A 15,217-nucleotide genomic window follows, 5' to 3' on the forward strand; every position below is an offset into this window, starting at 1 on the left:
GGTCAGGTGGCCATGAGACGGGCCAGGGCGGGATAGAGGAAGAGCAGCAGAAAGGCGATCGACAGCAGGGCGACGGGAGCGGTGAGCTTTTCGCTGGCGGTGTTGGCCGCCGCCTCCTCCTCGGCCAGCAACTGGACCCGCAGCGACTGCGCGCGCGCCCGCAGCGTCGGCGCGATCGACGCGCCCTCCGAGGCGGCGACCTCGGCAATGTCAGCCACGTCGGCCAGCTCACCAACACCGGTGTCGGCGGCCATTCGGCGCAGGCCGTCCCACGGCGGATCGCCGGCCAGCCGGGCGGCGACCAGGGCGTCGGTGATCCGTCGGAACACCCAGCCCTCCCCCACGCCGGCGGCCCGCTCCAGGGCGATGGTGGGGCCCTCGCTGGCGTCGCGGCGCAGGCTGACCAGATCCAGATAGGACGCCAGCGCCCGCCGCATCTGACCGCGGGCCTCGGCGGCCTGGTCGCGCACGACCAGGTCTACGACGAGGAACAACACGCCAGCCAGCGCCAGCGATCCGGCCACCGGCACCACCACCGGCAGCCGGACGCCGGTCATGCCGAGCACGGCGGTCAACAGTGGAACGAACACCGCGCCGAAGGCGGCCAGACCGACCTTGCGGGCGGCGTAACCCTCCGGCGTCCAGCCGATCAGCGTCAGCGCCTGGGACGGCGCGCTCCTCCCGGCGGCGGGCAGCCGGGCGGCGGCCCAGGCACCGGCGCGGCCGGTTGCGCGTGCCCACCGGTCGCCTCCCTCCGGCATCGGCGCGACCGGGACAGGAGCCGCGCCCCCGTCGAGGCGGGCCAGCGCGTCGGCCAACCGCGGCTGCTCGACCACGAGAACAACCCGCAGCAGCAGGAACGCTCCGAGACCGACGAGCGCGCCGGAGCCGATCAGCAGTGCCTGGATGCCGCTCATGGGACCGGCAGCTCGTTCGGCTCGAGACCGAGAACCCGCAGGCTGCGGTCGGGATCGACCAGGAAGCGTGGGGACGGCGCAGGGGCGGTGAGCCGGCGCATCCACAGCAGGCAGGCGACGATCAGCCCGGCGATAGCGGCCAGCACCAGCTGCCCGACTCCCGTGCCGTAGGGAGCCAGGTAGTCGCCGTTGAGCGCGGCCAGCGCGGATGCGGCGACGGTGATCAGCAGCAGCCACCGGGCATTCGCGCGGGGCTTGGCGCGGTCGGCCTCGACCTTGCGCCGCATGGTTACGTCCTCGGTGAGGCTTCCCGCCAGCTCGGTCAGCACCCGTGCCAGCCCCGGCCCGCGCAGCTCCGCACCCAGCAACAGGGCGGCGACGACCAGGTCCCCGGCGGCGTCGTCGAGATCGTCGGCGAAGGCCAGCAGCGCCCGGGACGTCGGCCAGCGCGCCTGAAGCCGCGCGGCCAGTGCCGCTACCTCCGCCGCGATCGGTTCGGGAGCGGTGCGGGCCGAACGAATCAGCGTCTGCTCCAGCCCCCCGCCCGCAGCGAGTACGTCGGAGGTGCGGCGCACCCACTCCTGCAGCGCCTCCAGCCGCTCCACGGTGGCGTTGCCGCCGGAGAACTGCGCCAGCAGCCACGGCACACCGATCACCGCCAACCCGGTCAGCACGCCAGCGACCGGCCAGCCCGAGGCCAGCCACACCACCGCCGCCGCAACGGCGGCGGCCACCCACAGCGCCCGCTGCCGCCGCACCGCCGGGCCGTCGGCCCGCGCCGTCGGACGCGGCTGGCGGCGCCGCGGCCGAGCCGGCGGTTCGGGGGCGGTGAGGGCGTGGGCGGCTAGCAGCAGGCCGCCCATCAGCAGCGCCCCGCAGACGCCGGCAAGCAACCCCGTGCCGCTCACCGTCGTCCCCCGACAGCGCCAGCCCAGCGCCCGTGGCCTGGCCGGAGCCAGTCGGGATCGAAGCCCACCCGGACGTAGTCGGCGAGGTCCACCGGATCGTGCTCGGGTATGGCCCTGCCGTCGGGGCCTGGGGCGAAGACGTCGGTGACGGCCGGGCGCCCGCCCTCCCCGATGCCGTTGCACTCGAGGACCTGGCTAACGAACCGGTGCCGCTCGCCCCCGATCCACCGTTCGTCCACGGTGGTGATGTGCACGATCAGGTCGATCGCCGACGCGCAGGACCGGTAGACATGCTCCGGGGTGACCGCGGCGCGGCCGCGCATGCACAGGTTGGCCAGCCGCTCGAGGGCGTGGTGGGCTGAGCGGGCGTGCAGAGTGCAGGCCGAGCCGCCCTCCCCCGCCTCCATCACCTCGATCAGCGGCCACGCCTCATCGCCGCGGACCTCGCCCAGCCACACGCGGCTGACGTTCATGACCAGCGACTGCTCGACCAGCTCGGTCAGCGTCACCTCGCCGAGGCGGCGGCCGTCGGGTCCGCGCTCGCCGGTGCCCTCCCGGGCCTCGAACGGCACCACCCTCGGATGCCGGTCGGGCAGCTCGTGCAGCAGCAGCTCGAAATGCTTCTCGATCGTGGCCAGGTGCTCCTCGACCGGCAGCTCGTTGGCCAGCGCCCGCAGCATCAGCGTCTTGCCAGCAGCCTGGGCGCCGGTGACGACGATGTTCTTGCGCGCCCGCACCGCCGCCCGCAGGAACTCGGCCAGCGGCCGGTCGATCGCCCGCAGACCCACCATGTCGTCGAGGTCGACGTTCCGGATCCGGTGTCGGCGTATCACCAGATGGGGTCGCGGCACTGTCTCGATGACTGCGGCCAACCGGGACCCGTCAGGCAGGCGCATGGTGAGCAGCGGACTGGCTGTGGTTAGCGTCCGCTCCGCGCGGCCCAGCCGAGCGGCGATGTGCTGCAGTTGCCGCACCAACTCCTCGTCCGAGTCGGCGATCGGGTCAACGCGGACGTCCCGGCCGTCGGCGTAACCGATCCACACGTTGTCGTACCCGTGAACCTCGATGTTCTCTACCAGCGGGTCGTCCACGTAGGGCTGCAGCCGGCCCAACCCGAACTGGGCGGCGAACACCGCGTCAGCGATCACCCGCTCCTCGGCCGGCGTGGGAACCATCTGCCCGGCGCGCATCCGCTGCCGGACCAACTCATCGACGCCGTCCTGGACGAGCGTGCGGGCCAGCTCATGCTGCGCCATCATGCTGAGCGTCGGGCGGCGCTTGAGCTCCTCGGCCAAGGCCGTCGCCGTTGTCTGATGCAGCCGACGCACCAGCGTCCAGTCCACCGCCACCGGTGATGCGTCCGCTCGTCGAGGCACGGTGCCCGCGCTGAGCAGGTCGGTGGTGAGGTCAGCGGACACGGCTGCCCCCAAACGTGGTTGCGGGCGCAGGCACGGGCGCTGGCGGTGGTGTCAACCTGGATTCGTGAGCCGCGGCCAATTCGACCAACCGGGTCGCGACCGTCCGCGCGGCTCGTAGCAGCGGCGACTGGGTGAACAGCCGGCCCGCCGGCGCGCCGTCGCTGAGCACTGCGGCCGCCTTCGGATCCCGCGGCAGCGAACCGACCGAGGGAACGCCGAGTGCCTCGCTGATCTCTCGCTCGCCGTACGGCTCCCCCGGCCCGATCACCAGCGTGCCCAGCATGCCGGGGTACGCCTCCCGCCCTCGGAGTTCGGCAATCGCCTGCGTCGCCGCACGCACGGCGCGAAGCGTGGAGCCGGTGGCCAGCACGACGGCGGCAGCCCGTTGGACCACGGCGGCCGGGAAGTGCTCAGCGCGCCGCCGCCCGCAGTCGGCCACCACGTCCACGGCGCCGTCCTCCACCGCCGCCAGCACGGCGGCCAGGCGATTCCAGTCCATATGTCGGGCGCCGGCGGGATCGGCCAGGCCGGGTAGCAGCCGCGCACGTCCTTCGGAGTCGAGCCGCAGCAGCTGACGGTCCAGGTGCAGGGCCGGCCCGCCGCGCCGCGCCGCGAGCTCCAGGTCGGCCAGCCCGCCCGCGAACGGCTCGCCTCGGCCGTACCCCGGCAATACGTCCCCGCCGGCCGGATCCAGCTCGGCTAGGACCACCGGGCGAGGCCAGGACAGCGCCAGAGCCAGCCCGCTAGTGGTCACGCCGGGTGCGCCCTTGGCCGAGCACAGTGCGATCAACACGGCAGCCGCCCCGCCTACTCGCCGGCCACCACGACGATGGCGATCAGGCCTGCGGCGGCACGGGCGGCGACGTCCGGCCCGTCGGCCTCGTCGACGAGCACGTCGACGACCCGCAGCCCGTCGGTTCCGGGAGGGCCAGAGTTCACCACGGTCGCTTCCACCACGCTCGGAACTCCTTGGGTCGTGGCTGGAGCGCTGCCCGCGGCCACGGGCACCAGGAGGACGTCGTCGCCCGGCCGCAGCGGGGTCGTCGGTAGTTGCACGAGCGACACGCCAACCCCGATCAGCTGCTGTCCTGGAGCCGGGAGGCGCTCATCGGTCAGGGCGTCGCGGGTGAGCAACGAACCGGGCCCCAGGGTGGTCGCCGCGACCAGGCCGATCACTTCGTCGCGGTCGACGTACGGGATGGGCTCCAACGCCGGATCGGCAGAGATCGTTGCTTCTACGAGGTCGGCAGCGGTGAGAGTCTGCCCCCACGGCACCTCGCGTGCGATCGCGATCACGGCGGTCGTCTGACCCAGCGACGTCGCCAGATAGGTCGCCCCAAGAGCACCGAGCACCACCATGCTCACGGCCAATGCCAGAAGGGCCGGACGGCGCCGGCGGCGAGGTGGCGGCAGCACCGGCGCGCGAGGCAGGCCATGCATTTCCGCCGGAGAGGGCGCTGCCCCGGTCGTCGGCGGCTGGGTCCGGGTCATCGGCTTGCCCCGTCCTGGTTGAGGACGTGCAGTTCACCGACGAACAACTCCGCCGAAGAGGACAGCTCCAGCGTCTCTGTGCCCGACAGCCCACTACCGGACCAGGTGATCGTCCACGTGCTCGTCGCTGTGATGGGCCACGGGCCACCGCCCGGTACGTGTCGGCTCGACGCCTGCGCATACACATGGCCGCAGTCCGGAGACGCGCCTTCGGTGCCCTGCACGTACGGCGTCCCGAGGCCGCAGGTGACGATGTGTCCGTCGCCCATGTTCCAGAGGACCTGGCTGACCCGAGCTTCGGCGGTCACCGTCACGCCTCCGGCGGAGGCAGAGGCCTGGACAGGGCCAGTCGTGCCTGCGGTGCGTGCGACCCACATCCACACCGGTAGACCCACCAATCCGCTCCGGGAAGCCGGCGGTGGTGCCATCCCGATGTCCGGCGCCTTCAGTGCCATGGATGCGATTGCCTCCTGAGCGAGGAGGCGAGGGTCCACCGGGGGGGCGCCAGGTGCTCCAGCCCCGTTCGACAAGAAGATCAGGCCCGACCACAATCCTGATCCGGTTCCGACCGGGCGCGGGCATGTGAAGACCCAGATCATCCCGTCTTCCGGACGATGTCCGGCCCATACCGGGTCCCCAATCCACGGTTGAGGATCTGCAACCGCTCTCGTGCAACTGGGCGGGGGCGCCTCTCCGACTGCCGGCTGCTCCCAGCCAGGGCTGACGTCGTTGTCCCCACCGGCGCCTTGTCCCGCGGATGTCGCCTGGACCAGGCAGATCCCGGTCTGGGCATCCCTTTGCGCGCACTCCACGGGTGGAGCTGCCATTGCGACGTTCAGCCCGCCGGAGACCGTGAAGATCGCGATCGCGAGCAGGACCACGCGGTGCGACGTCAGCATGGTCGATCCGTCAGCGGGTCCAACTCGTTGACCAGCCACGGGGATCCCGGTTCGGCCTCGTAGCGCGTGACGGTGATGTCCCAGACGTACCGCGGCGGAGTCCCGTGGGGCACGACCTCCCCGTTCTCGACCCTCAGAACGCGCGTGCTCTCGCTGTCGTAGCAGCCGGTGATCCTCACGGTGGGTCCCTCGGGAGCCGTTAGGTCGACGTCGGTGACCTCCAGGTCGACTGCGGTGTCGCCTTCCTGACGGAGCCCGAGGGCTGCGTAGTCCCGTACTGCCGTGACGGCGAGCAGCGCGGCGGGGTCACCCGAGAACCGCCGGATCTCTGGCTCCCAGTCCCTGGCACCTGGGTCCTTCTTGGCCGCGTCAGTGACGCGCAGCAGCTCGTTGACGACCACGGTGGCATCTGTTGCCGCCTCGTCTTCGGGGCTCGGCGCGTTGCTCGTGGCAGGAGCGGTCGTCGAAGTCCGCGAAGTCGAAGACGTCGTCGCGCTCGGCGTCGAGCCCTCCGGACTGGCCTCGCCCGCCGTGCATCCAGCGAGGGGCAGTAGCGCAAGGAGCGCACCAGCCGCCCACCGCCGCCTGGTCATCGCGACTGCCCGCGCCGGGTAGGGAGACCGTGCTTCGGTACGAGGCTGACTGCCCGCGGTCGGTGGACGAGTCCCTGGGGCATGCGGTCCCATGCCGCACTCGACTCCGTCGTGCGGGCCATTGGGCACCTCCCCCGGGCAACTGCGCGGGAAATTACCACCGGGATCGTCCGGGGAGGCAGGCTCTTTCTCCAGTAATTCTCCAGTTCAGCCTTCGAAAGTCGCCATGGCCGCGTGGTCCCTGCGAGAGCGGCGGACGGCCGCCTCCACTCGCGGGCTGTCCACGCCGAGAACCTGGCTGATGGCGGCTATCACCTCGGGCGAGGGATCCGCCCCGGGGCGGCCGTCTTCCAGCCGCAAATACGTCATGACCGACAACCCGGGCCCAGTCACCTCATTCGTGGCAAATCCGGCCGCCAAGCGCAGAGCCGCCAGAGGTGGGTCGTCGCGGTCAACGTCGAGGAGATACAAGGGGTCGACGCCCAGCGCGGTCGCAAGCCTCGGCACGAAGCGGGGTCGCGGACGCTCGAGTCCCGTCTCCCAGACCCGGATGCGCACCGGACTGGAGAGCTCCAGATTTTCAGCCAGTTCTTCTCGGCTCAGGCCGATGGCCTCACGGGCAGCCTGCAGGCGGTCGCCTCGAAGCAGCGGCCGCGCCACGGCAGCTCCCCCATCACCCGATCGGTGGACACCCGCCCCGTGGCGCCGAACCCTAGTGCCGTGTGCCCGCCCCGATCGGGCAAGCGCCTCGTCACCGGCGCGGCGCGCCTGCGTGTCGGCACGCTGCGACACCAGTCGACGGAGGGGGCAACGGGAGGGTGACGTCGGGCGGTGGCTGGAGGCCTGCGCCGGCATCCTCCCGACGTCCAACGCACCTCTCGTCCACTGGAGACCCTCTGCAGGGCCACGACCGACTGCGCATCTGCCTCCGCAGGGGAACTGGAGAAGAACTGGAGGACGACATGCTCGACAAAGCCGGCACCCGCGACATGGCTGTGGAGAGCGCCTGCGTCGTCTTGCCGAGCCACCAAACCGAGGCCTCAAGACTGAAGGAATACCGGAACAGTCCGCGGAAGCCTTTGCGCCATGAGACCAACAGCCCAGCCACAGCCGCCGCGGTATCCGTGCCGGCCTCGGGGCACCCCGATCGGTGACGTCGACCGCGGCATCCGTGGCCGTCCCATCCTCGGTCAGCAGGTCGGTTCCTGATGCCTGCGACGACCTCGGAACGAGTCGCGTCGCTTGAACAGCACAATCAGCTGCTGACCGTCGCCCAGGCCGGGGACTACCTGGGAACAGGAGAGCGGTTCATCCGCCGGCTGATCGCTCAACGGCGGATCACCTACGTCAAGCTCGGCAAGTACGTCCGGCTCCAGCGCTCGATCCTCGACGAGTTCATCGAGGCCGGACGTGTCACGAGTGAGGAGTAGCTCGACTCGTGCCGCACACCGGCAGCGACCGTGGGGGCGCGCCTATGCCGGGCCGAAATTCTCGGCGGTCACCACGCCACTTGGGCGCCTGTCCCTGCCCTCGTCAACCATGGCGTGGGGGTGGCGATTCTGCGGCCCCTCCACCGACCTCGCGCCCACCGCCCGCTATTGCCGCGGCGAGCACGTCGTCCTAAGTACGTCAAGCCCCCCGATGAGACTCGTGGAAGGCCATCAGTCGATCGGCGTCGCCGCCTCAACTCGGTCGGCAATCGCCCGACAGTCGCCTCAACCGAAGGCACGGGGAGGCTGACGTGAGCCGAAGGACCTGGGGCACGGTTCGTCGGCTCCGCTCGGGGCGCTATCAGGCCCGCTACACAGATGACACGGGCAGGCAAGTCTCGGCGCCGTCCACGTTCGCGACCAAGGCCGACGGCTACAGATGGCTCGCCAAGACGCAGACCGAGCTGGACTCGGGCCGCTGGATCGACCCGAAGGCGGGCAAGGAGCCGCTCCAGGTCTATGCCGAGCACTGGGTGGAGACCCGCCTCGTCCGTGGCCGGCCACTGGCCCCTCGCACGGCCGAGCTCTACCGAGCACAGCTCAAGAACCACATCGTCCCGTCCCTGGGATCGACGCCCCTTCGCCAGCTGGAGGCCTCTTCTGTCCGGGCCTGGTACGGGAAGCTCAGCGGCCCCGCCGGACCGGGTCAGGTCACAGCGGCCAAGTGCTACCGACTGCTGCGCGCCATCTGCACTACGGCTGTCGACGACAATCTCATCGCTCGGAACCCGTGCTCCATCCGTGGAGCAGGGCAGGAACGCTCCAGTGAGCGACCGATGTTCACGCTCGCTCAAGTCCAGGCGCTCGTCGATGCCGTCGAGGATCGCTGGCGAGCGCTGATCCTCCTGGCTGCCTGGACGGGACTGCGCATCGGTGAGCTGTCGGCGCTCCGTCGGGAGCACCTCGATCTCAAGGCAGGCACCGTGAGCGTGAAGAGCGCGGTCATCGACGTGATCGGGCAGGAACGTTCCTACGGCCCGCCGAAGTCGGCCGCAGGTCGCCGAGCCGTGGCGATCCCGCCGCACATCATCGGCGACCTGGAACACCACCTCGCGACGTACGCCCAGCCCGGTGCGCACGGACTGGTCTTCGTGGGGCCGAAGGGCGGGCCTATACGACGCAACAACTTCGCCTCGCGGGTGTGGGCTCCAGCAGCAGAGGCGGCCGGACTGCCGGCTGGCTCCCATCTACATGACCTGCGCGGCTGGGGCGCCACCGTCGCCGCCCGGCACGGCGCCACCACCAGGGAATTGATGCACCGACTCGGGCACGCCTCCCCCGCCGCGGCGCTGCGCTACCAGCGCGCCGAGCAAGAACGAGATGCCGCGCTCGCCGCCGCCATGAGCGCGGCGCTGAGGCACTCCGACGGCACGACTTCTGCCTGATCCGGCTTGAGCTCCGGAGATCGAGCCACTCCACGAGCTCAACCTTGTCGCTGGTGATGCGGGTTCGAGCCCCGTCACTCACCCCACCGGCGAGGCCCCTGGTCAGGCGACTAACCAGGGCCTTTACCCTTCCTCGTTGCATGCTGGGAGGCAAGATCACCCCGGTCAACCCCTAGCTGGGGGCACCCTTTTTGGGAGGCCAATCCCACGACCGCCGTCGGCCGGCCGGGTCGGTGCACGCCAGGGATGACTGACTGAACATGTTGCTGACCCAGGAGCGGCGCAGCTCGTCGGCCCTGGGTCACGTCCTCACGCGGTGGCGGCGAGTTGGCCAGGCGAAGTGACGTCGACGGTCAGGACGCTGGGCAGACGGTCCAAGCGGAGGGTCACGAGTTCCATTTCATGCGACGAGGCAGTCAGATGCACGGTGACCGTCCACCGACCACCGTTGGCCTCTTCGGCTTCCAGGCGAGTGAAGGCGTGGTTGCGTCCGGTCAACATGGTGAGGACGCGCTGCAGTCCCAGCGCGTCGGCCACGACGACGCGCACTCTGGCTGCGCTGGGAACGAGATCTTGGTGGATGGCCATGGATGCCTCCGGGCCGTTGGGGCCCTGGTCAGCGGGAGAGCGACCTCGACTGACGTGCTCTCGGACCCACCGGCGCGAGAGTCAGTCGCCGGCGAGCCCGCACAGAATCGCGAAGCCAGCCACGTCAGCAAGCTACACGGCGCTTCTGTGGTGGCCGGCGAACCCCGCCCGACCAGCCGGAGTCCGCTCCGAACGCCGCATCGGGGATAGAACCACCGGGTTCCCCGCATCTACGCCTCACCGTCTCATCGGCGGATGAGCCCTCGAGCGGTGGCGGCGGCCACGGCAGCGGTCCGTGAATCGACGCCAAGCTTGGCGTAGATGTGCACGAGGTGGGACTTCACGGTCGCCTGGCTGAGGAACAGTCGCCCGCTGATCTGCTGATTCGACAGTCCTTCGGCCACCAGCTGCAGAACCTCGACCTCACGGAAACTGAGCGTCTCGGCGGGCGTTCGTACGCGGTCCATCAGCCGCTGTGCGATCTCCGGAGCGAGCGCGGATTTGCCCGCGGCTGCCGTCCGTACTGCGGCGGCGAGCTCGTCGGGCGGGGTGTCCTTCAGCAGGTAGCCGGTGGCGCCGGCCTCGATCGCGGCGAGGATGTCCACGTCGGTGTCGTAGGTGGTTAGCACAAGCACCCGTGGCGCGCCGGAGCGAGCGGTGATGAGCGCGGTGGCCTGCGAGCCGCCCATGCCGCTGCCGAACTGCAGGTCCATGAGCACCACGTCGACTTCCAGCTCGGCGGCGAGCTCGACGGCCCGCTCGGCGGTGGGCGCCTCGGCCACGACGTCGAAGTCCGGCTCGCCCTCCAGGACCGCACGCAGGCCGGCGCGGACGACGGGGTGGTCGTCGGCGAGCAGCAGCCGGACGGGTCCGGACGTCAAGCCGACACCTCCTCGACGGTGCCTGCGGGGACCGGGAGGGTGGCCGCCACCGCCGTGCCCTTGCCGGGCGCGGACTCCACGACCAGCGCGCCCTGCAGGGCGCGCGCGCGAGCGCGCATCGCCGCCAGGCCGAACCCAGTCCCGTCCGGACCCTGGCCGGGCGGTGCGACCAGCTCGGGGTCGAACCCGGTGCCGTCGTCGACGATGTCGAGGGCGACGTCGGTGCCCATGTAGCTCAGCGTCAGCTCGACGCGTGACGGCTGCCCGTGCTGGACGGCGTTGGCGAGCGCCGCCTGTGCGATGCGCAGCAGCGCGGTCTCCTGGGCAGCCGGCAGCTCGATCGGCACACCGGAGATGGAGGCGTGCACGGCCAGCCCAAAGGCATCGGCGGTGGTCGCGCACAGCTGCTTGAGCGCGGCGGGCAGTGAGCCCGCCACCTCCAGGCCCGGCGGAGTCCAGTCCCGGACGAAGCGCCGCGCCTCGGCAAGGTTGTCGACGGCGGCCTGGCGGGCCTGCCGCACGTGACCGAGGGCGCTGTCCGACCGGCCGGGAAGGGCGCGCTCCGCGGCGCGGAGCAGCAGCTGGATGCTGGACAGGCCCTGGGCGAGGGTGTCGTGGATCTCCCGGGCGAGCCGCTCGCGTTCGGCCAGCACCCCACCCGTGTGCTCGGCGGCGGCCAGGTCGGCGCGGGCGGCGGTGAGCTCGTCGATCAGCCGCCGGCGCGCTTCGCTCTCCCGGTACAGCGCCTGGTAGCCGAGCACGGTGGCCACCGCGACGGCCGCGCCCAGGACCGGGCCGAGGACCATCGGCGCGGTGAGGCCGTCCTGGTGCCAGGCGAACCCGGCGATCGCCGCGACAGTCGTGGTCGCGACGGCGGTGAGCCCCCAGCGCATGGGCAGCAGGTGGAGCTGGACGAAGAACAGCGGGAAAGCCAGCCAGATGCCGTCCGGCGTCCAGTACAGGAGCACCAGCCAGCCGAGGCCCAGGATCGTCAGCCAGATTGCCGCCGCGGCGGTGGAGCGCTGCACCGACGGCAGAGCAGGGCCGACGGCGTAGATCAGGCCCACGGCGACCGCCGCGGCGAGGACCGCACCGGCATGCGGGGCGTCCTCGGCGACGGCGCGTGCGACGGCCAATCCCAGCAGCGCGAGCACCAGCAGGTGCAGACAACCGCGCAGCACCGGCTGTACCGGAACGGGAGCAGTCGGGGTCATGGCACCTCCAGGCTAGGCAGCTGCGCGAGCACCGCATCCATCGAAAGGTTGAGGCGGCCGTGCACCTCCTGGCCTGGCCGGAGCAGTCTCCCGCACGATGCCTGGAATGCCCTCTCCTGGCGAGGCTGGATCCAGTCGCCGGGCACGTCGCCTGGCACGTGCAGCGAGGAGAGCCTGAACCGTGTTCGTCGCCTGGAGAGACCTCCGGTTCGCCAAGGGACGCTTCGTCCTCATGGGCGCCGTGGTCGTGCTCATCACGGTGCTGGTCGGGCTGGTGTCCGGCCTGACCGCCGGCCTGGCCCGGGCCAACACCTCCGCCATCACCGACCTGCCCGCCGACTCCCTCGCGTTCGCCGCGCCCGCCGACGGAGAGGGCTTCTCCTTCACCGTCTCCAGCGTCGACGCCGACACGTGGACGGCATGGGAGCGGGTGCCCGGAGTCACGAGCGCCGAGCCGCTGGGCATCCTCACCACCCGCGCGCAGACCGACGGGCGGACGGCCAGCGTGTCCGCGTTCGGGGTGCAGGCGGGCTCCGGCCTGGCCCCGTCCGCCGGGCAAGTCCGGGACGGCGCGGTCGTGCTGTCCACCGCCGCCGCGGACGAGCTCGAGGCCCGAATTGGGGACACCGTCACGGTGGCCGGGCAGGAACTGCGGGTGGCCGACATCGCCGGGGACGCCTCCTACAGCCACACCCCCGTCATGTGGACCAGCCTGGACGACTTCCAGGCGCTCACCGGCAGCACCGGCGACGACGATCCCAGCGCCACCGTCATCGCGCTGACCACCACCTCCGACGCCGACCTGGCCGCCGCCGACGCCGAGCTGGGCACCACGACGGTCAGCCGCGACGACGCCCTGTCCGCGATCGGGTCGTTCACCTCAGAGAACGGCTCCCTGCAGCTGATGCGCGGATTCTTGTTCGCGATCTCCGCACTGGTGATCGGTGCGTTCTTCACCGTCTGGACCATCCAGCGCAGCGGCGACATCGCCGTCCTCAAGGCACTGGGCGCGTCCACGGGCTACCTGCTGCGCGACGCGCTCGGCCAGGCCGTGGTGCTGCTCGTGCTCGGCACCGTCGCCGGCACCGCGATCGCGGTCGCCGCCGGCGCCGCCCTCGGCCACGCCGTGCCGTTCGTCCTCGACCTCGCCACCGTCGCCGTCCCGGCGCTGGTCATGATCGCGCTCGGCGTCGCCGGCGCAGCCCTGTCCATCCGCCGGATCACCTCCGTCGACCCGCTGACCGCCCTGGGAAGTGCCCGATGAGCCTGCACCTGACCGATGTCACCCTCACCTACCCCGACGGCGGTGCTCGCCTGACCGCCCTGGACGACGTCGACCTGGACGTGCCGGCCGGCACCATCACCGCCCTCGTCGGCCCGTCCGGCTCCGGCAAGTCCAGCCTGCTGGCCGTCGCGGCCACACTCATCAGCCCGGACACCGGGCACGTGGTCATCGCCGGCACCGACACCACGGGGCTGAGCCGCAGCCGGCTGACCGAGCTGCGCCGCACCCGGATTGGCATGGTCTTCCAGCAGCCCAACCTGCTGCCGTCACTGACCGCCGCCGAGCAACTCCAGGTGATGGCCCACCTCGACGGCCGCGCCCCGAGGGCCGCACGAGGCCACGCCATGGAACTCCTCGAGGCCGTCGGGCTCACCGGGCAGGCCGACCGCCGGCCGCACCAGCTCTCCGGCGGCCAGCGGCAGCGCATCAACATCGCCCGCTCGCTGATGAACGAGCCGGCCGTGCTGCTGGTCGACGAGCCCACCAGCGCCCTGGACCAAGAACGAGGCGCCGCGATCCTGGACCTCATCACCACCCTCACCCACCGGCAAGGAACCGCCACCGTCCTGGTCACCCACGACCGCACCCACCTGACCGCCGTCGACCAGATCGTCGAGATCCACGACGGACACCTGCGCAGCCCCGTTACGGCCGGACACCGCTGAGGGCCATCACCCCTCCGCGGCGGCCAGCAGCGACCAGGCGATGCCCCGGGATTGGGGGGCAGTTGGGGGTGTCCCAGGCGGGGGAAGACATCCGGACCCCCTCCGCCTCGGCCGGCGTCATCGGAGTGGCGCACACCGTGGTCCGGCGACGATGTGCAGGAGTTCGTTCATCGGATCGCACCTAAGGCACGCGGAAAGCACGACGGCCACCTCGTGAGGCTGTCACCAGCGGATTCACGGGTGGAGTCACCCAGCCTTCCAAGCTGACTGTGCGGGTTCGATTCCCGTCACCCGCTCCGATGCGATGTAGCGGGACACCTCTCACAGGTGTCCCGCTACGTCATTCACGGTCATCTTGCGGTTGTTTGTACCCGGGTCGGGGTGGGGGCAGGGGCGCGGAGTAGTTGTCCGTGAGTTGCAATGATGCGGACGCGCGGACATCTACGTCCACGAGCCCGCCGAGGGCGACGAGAAGTTCCTGGAGGAGACCCGCCGCCCTCTGGGCCAGAAGGCCGCGTAGGCGGCGCGAATCGAGGGGCCGGCTGCTCAGGCAGCCGGCACCTCCTCTTCGCGCGTTGGGCCGACCGACTGGATCCGCCCGTCGACTACCGCGATCGCCGGAACTTCGAGAAGAAGCCGCCGCCAGCGCGGCCGGCCTGCCGATCGTGCCCTGGGCAGCGCTGTGCGGCTGGGACGCCTCGCATCACCTGGTCCACGTGCTGACCGCAGCCGGCCCACGTTGTGTTGCCGCATGTCTTGCAGGACACCGCTCGACACATCCGTCCTTTTCCTTCTCCTCGAGGGTGATCGCGAGGGCGGAGGTCCTCGTCGACACCGGTGTTCCACCACACAGGTGGGGTGCAGGCAGCGCTGGCTTGGTGAGCTCTGCCGCTCGCACAACATGCCCCCGGGGGAATGCGTCGGACGGTGCTACCGTTGGTCCACACATACCCCCCCGGGTATCTGACCCACAGACTTTCAGGAGCTGACGTGATCCCCGAGATCGACCAGAACACCTTTGCCGCCCGGCTCGCCGAGGGCGATGCCCTCGTCGTCGACGTGCGCGAGGCGCGCGAGTACCGCCCCGGCCACGTCCCCGGCGCGCAGAACATGCCGCTGAGCGTGCTGCCGGCCCGCCTGCCCGAGCTGCCGAAGGACCGTCCGGTCTACGTGATCTGCCAGGCCGGTGGCCGCAGTGCCCAGGCGACGGCCCTCATGCGCGGCGTCGGCATCGACGCCACCAGCGTCGCCGGCGGCACCGGCGCCTGGATCGAGTCCGGCCGCCCGGTCGCCACCGCCGCCTGACCTGAACCACGCCACCACGGCCCCGAGAGGAACCCCGATGACGATCACCGTCCTCCCCCTGGACACCCCCGGCCTGGGTGACCGCACCTACATCGCCCACGACGGCGAGGTCGCGCTCGTGGTCGACCCGCAGCGCGACTACGACCGCGTGCTCGGCATCGCCGAGGCCGCCGGCGTC

At 71.2% G+C, this 15,217-nt stretch carries 16 protein-coding genes; 5 read left to right on the forward strand and 11 right to left on the reverse strand.

Translation table 11 applies throughout. The features are described from left to right. Window positions 1-2 precede the first annotated feature (2 nt). From E9549_RS04760 to E9549_RS04795, 8 genes are all read right to left on the reverse strand, one after another. A complete protein-coding gene (locus E9549_RS04760; protein ID WP_097197026.1) occupies window positions 3-917 on the reverse strand; it encodes a type II secretion system F family protein in 915 nt (304 codons plus the stop codon). Further along, window positions 914-1,825, reverse strand: coding sequence for a type II secretion system F family protein (locus E9549_RS04765; protein WP_097197025.1), 912 nt, complete (start codon window positions 1,823-1,825; stop codon window positions 914-916). The genes E9549_RS04760 and E9549_RS04765 overlap by 4 nt, the downstream gene beginning before the upstream one ends. Further along, complete coding sequence (locus E9549_RS04770; RefSeq protein ID WP_097197024.1) at window positions 1,822-3,243, reverse strand: CpaF family protein; 1,422 nt, start codon at window positions 3,241-3,243, stop codon at window positions 1,822-1,824. The genes E9549_RS04765 and E9549_RS04770 overlap by 4 nt, the downstream gene beginning before the upstream one ends. After that, the gene (locus E9549_RS04775; protein WP_097197023.1) at window positions 3,233-4,036 is read right to left on the reverse strand and encodes a hypothetical protein; all 804 of its coding nucleotides are present in this window, start codon (window positions 4,034-4,036) and stop codon (window positions 3,233-3,235) included. Before E9549_RS04775 ends, E9549_RS04770 begins: the two co-directional genes overlap by 11 nt. Window positions 4,037-4,050: 14 nt before the next feature. Beyond that, the gene (locus E9549_RS04780; RefSeq protein WP_225236004.1) at window positions 4,051-4,602 is read right to left on the reverse strand and encodes an SAF domain-containing protein; all 552 of its coding nucleotides are present in this window, start codon (window positions 4,600-4,602) and stop codon (window positions 4,051-4,053) included. Window positions 4,603-4,730: 128 nt separating this feature from the next. Further along, the gene (locus E9549_RS04785) at window positions 4,731-5,048 is read right to left on the reverse strand and encodes a hypothetical protein (RefSeq protein WP_236825406.1); all 318 of its coding nucleotides are present in this window, start codon (window positions 5,046-5,048) and stop codon (window positions 4,731-4,733) included. 578 nt (window positions 5,049-5,626) lie between these two features. Then, the gene (locus tag E9549_RS04790; protein ID WP_225232370.1) at window positions 5,627-6,034 is read right to left on the reverse strand and encodes a hypothetical protein; all 408 of its coding nucleotides are present in this window, start codon (window positions 6,032-6,034) and stop codon (window positions 5,627-5,629) included. Between the two features lie 399 nt (window positions 6,035-6,433). Then, window positions 6,434-6,886 (reverse strand): helix-turn-helix domain-containing protein, encoded by a 453-nt coding sequence (locus E9549_RS04795; protein ID WP_097197019.1) that lies wholly within the window; start codon window positions 6,884-6,886, stop codon window positions 6,434-6,436. Window positions 6,887-7,434: 548 nt separating this feature from the next. Here E9549_RS04795 and E9549_RS04800 point away from each other — a divergent pair. Both E9549_RS04800 and xerC read left to right on the forward strand, forming a co-directional pair. Next, window positions 7,435-7,656, forward strand: a complete 222-nt coding sequence (locus E9549_RS04800; RefSeq protein ID WP_097197018.1) for a helix-turn-helix domain-containing protein — start codon at window positions 7,435-7,437, stop codon at window positions 7,654-7,656. 311 nt (window positions 7,657-7,967) lie between these two features. Beyond that, window positions 7,968-9,101, forward strand: a complete 1,134-nt coding sequence (gene xerC, locus E9549_RS04805; RefSeq protein ID WP_097197017.1) for a tyrosine recombinase XerC — start codon at window positions 7,968-7,970, stop codon at window positions 9,099-9,101. A gap of 309 nt (window positions 9,102-9,410) precedes the next feature. Here the strand turns inward: xerC and E9549_RS04810 are convergent, their stop codons facing one another. The 3 genes from E9549_RS04810 to E9549_RS04820 all read right to left on the reverse strand — a co-directional run bounded on the left by E9549_RS04810 (window position 9,411) and on the right by E9549_RS04820 (window position 11,784). Next, a complete protein-coding gene (locus tag E9549_RS04810) occupies window positions 9,411-9,638 on the reverse strand; it encodes a hypothetical protein (protein ID WP_225232371.1) in 228 nt (75 codons plus the stop codon). A gap of 296 nt (window positions 9,639-9,934) precedes the next feature. After that, window positions 9,935-10,570: a response regulator transcription factor gene (locus E9549_RS04815; protein WP_097197015.1), complete on the reverse strand. Its 636-nt coding sequence runs from the start codon at window positions 10,568-10,570 to the stop codon at window positions 9,935-9,937. After that, window positions 10,567-11,784 (reverse strand): sensor histidine kinase, encoded by a 1,218-nt coding sequence (locus E9549_RS04820; RefSeq protein WP_097197014.1) that lies wholly within the window; start codon window positions 11,782-11,784, stop codon window positions 10,567-10,569. The genes E9549_RS04815 and E9549_RS04820 overlap by 4 nt, the downstream gene beginning before the upstream one ends. 181 nt (window positions 11,785-11,965) lie before the next feature. On the opposite strand from E9549_RS04820, the gene E9549_RS04825 reads away from it, so the two are divergent. The 3 genes from E9549_RS04825 to E9549_RS04835 all read left to right on the forward strand — a co-directional run bounded on the left by E9549_RS04825 (window position 11,966) and on the right by E9549_RS04835 (window position 15,039). After that, the gene (locus E9549_RS04825; RefSeq protein ID WP_097197013.1) at window positions 11,966-13,048 is read left to right on the forward strand and encodes an ABC transporter permease; all 1,083 of its coding nucleotides are present in this window, start codon (window positions 11,966-11,968) and stop codon (window positions 13,046-13,048) included. Continuing rightward, a complete protein-coding gene (locus tag E9549_RS04830; RefSeq protein ID WP_097197012.1) occupies window positions 13,045-13,734 on the forward strand; it encodes an ABC transporter ATP-binding protein in 690 nt (229 codons plus the stop codon). Before E9549_RS04825 ends, E9549_RS04830 begins: the two co-directional genes overlap by 4 nt. Window positions 13,735-14,724: 990 nt before the next feature. After that, on the forward strand, window positions 14,725-15,039 hold the full coding sequence (locus E9549_RS04835; RefSeq protein ID WP_225232373.1) for a rhodanese-like domain-containing protein: 315 nt from the start codon (window positions 14,725-14,727) through the stop codon (window positions 15,037-15,039). Window positions 15,040-15,217: the final 178 nt, after the last annotated feature.

The sequence above is a fragment of the Blastococcus sp. MG754426 genome (assembly GCF_021699055.1).
In the GTDB taxonomy this organism is placed as follows: domain Bacteria; phylum Actinomycetota; class Actinomycetes; order Mycobacteriales; family Geodermatophilaceae; genus Blastococcus.

What these genes read in the sequence shown, in the direction of transcription:
- E9549_RS04760 (WP_097197026.1), bottom strand. Translation starts at nt 917, where the DNA reads ATGAGCGGCATCCAGGCACTGCTGATCGGCTCCGGCGCGCTCGTCGGT.
- E9549_RS04780 (WP_225236004.1), bottom strand. Translation starts at nt 4,602, where the DNA reads ATGGTGGTGCTCGGTGCTCTTGGGGCGACCTATCTGGCGACGTCGCTG.
- E9549_RS04800 (WP_097197018.1), top strand. Translation starts at nt 7,435, where the DNA reads ATGCCTGCGACGACCTCGGAACGAGTCGCGTCGCTTGAACAGCACAAT.
- E9549_RS04820 (WP_097197014.1), bottom strand. Translation starts at nt 11,784, where the DNA reads ATGACCCCGACTGCTCCCGTTCCGGTACAGCCGGTGCTGCGCGGTTGT.
- E9549_RS04830 (WP_097197012.1), top strand. Translation starts at nt 13,045, where the DNA reads ATGAGCCTGCACCTGACCGATGTCACCCTCACCTACCCCGACGGCGGT.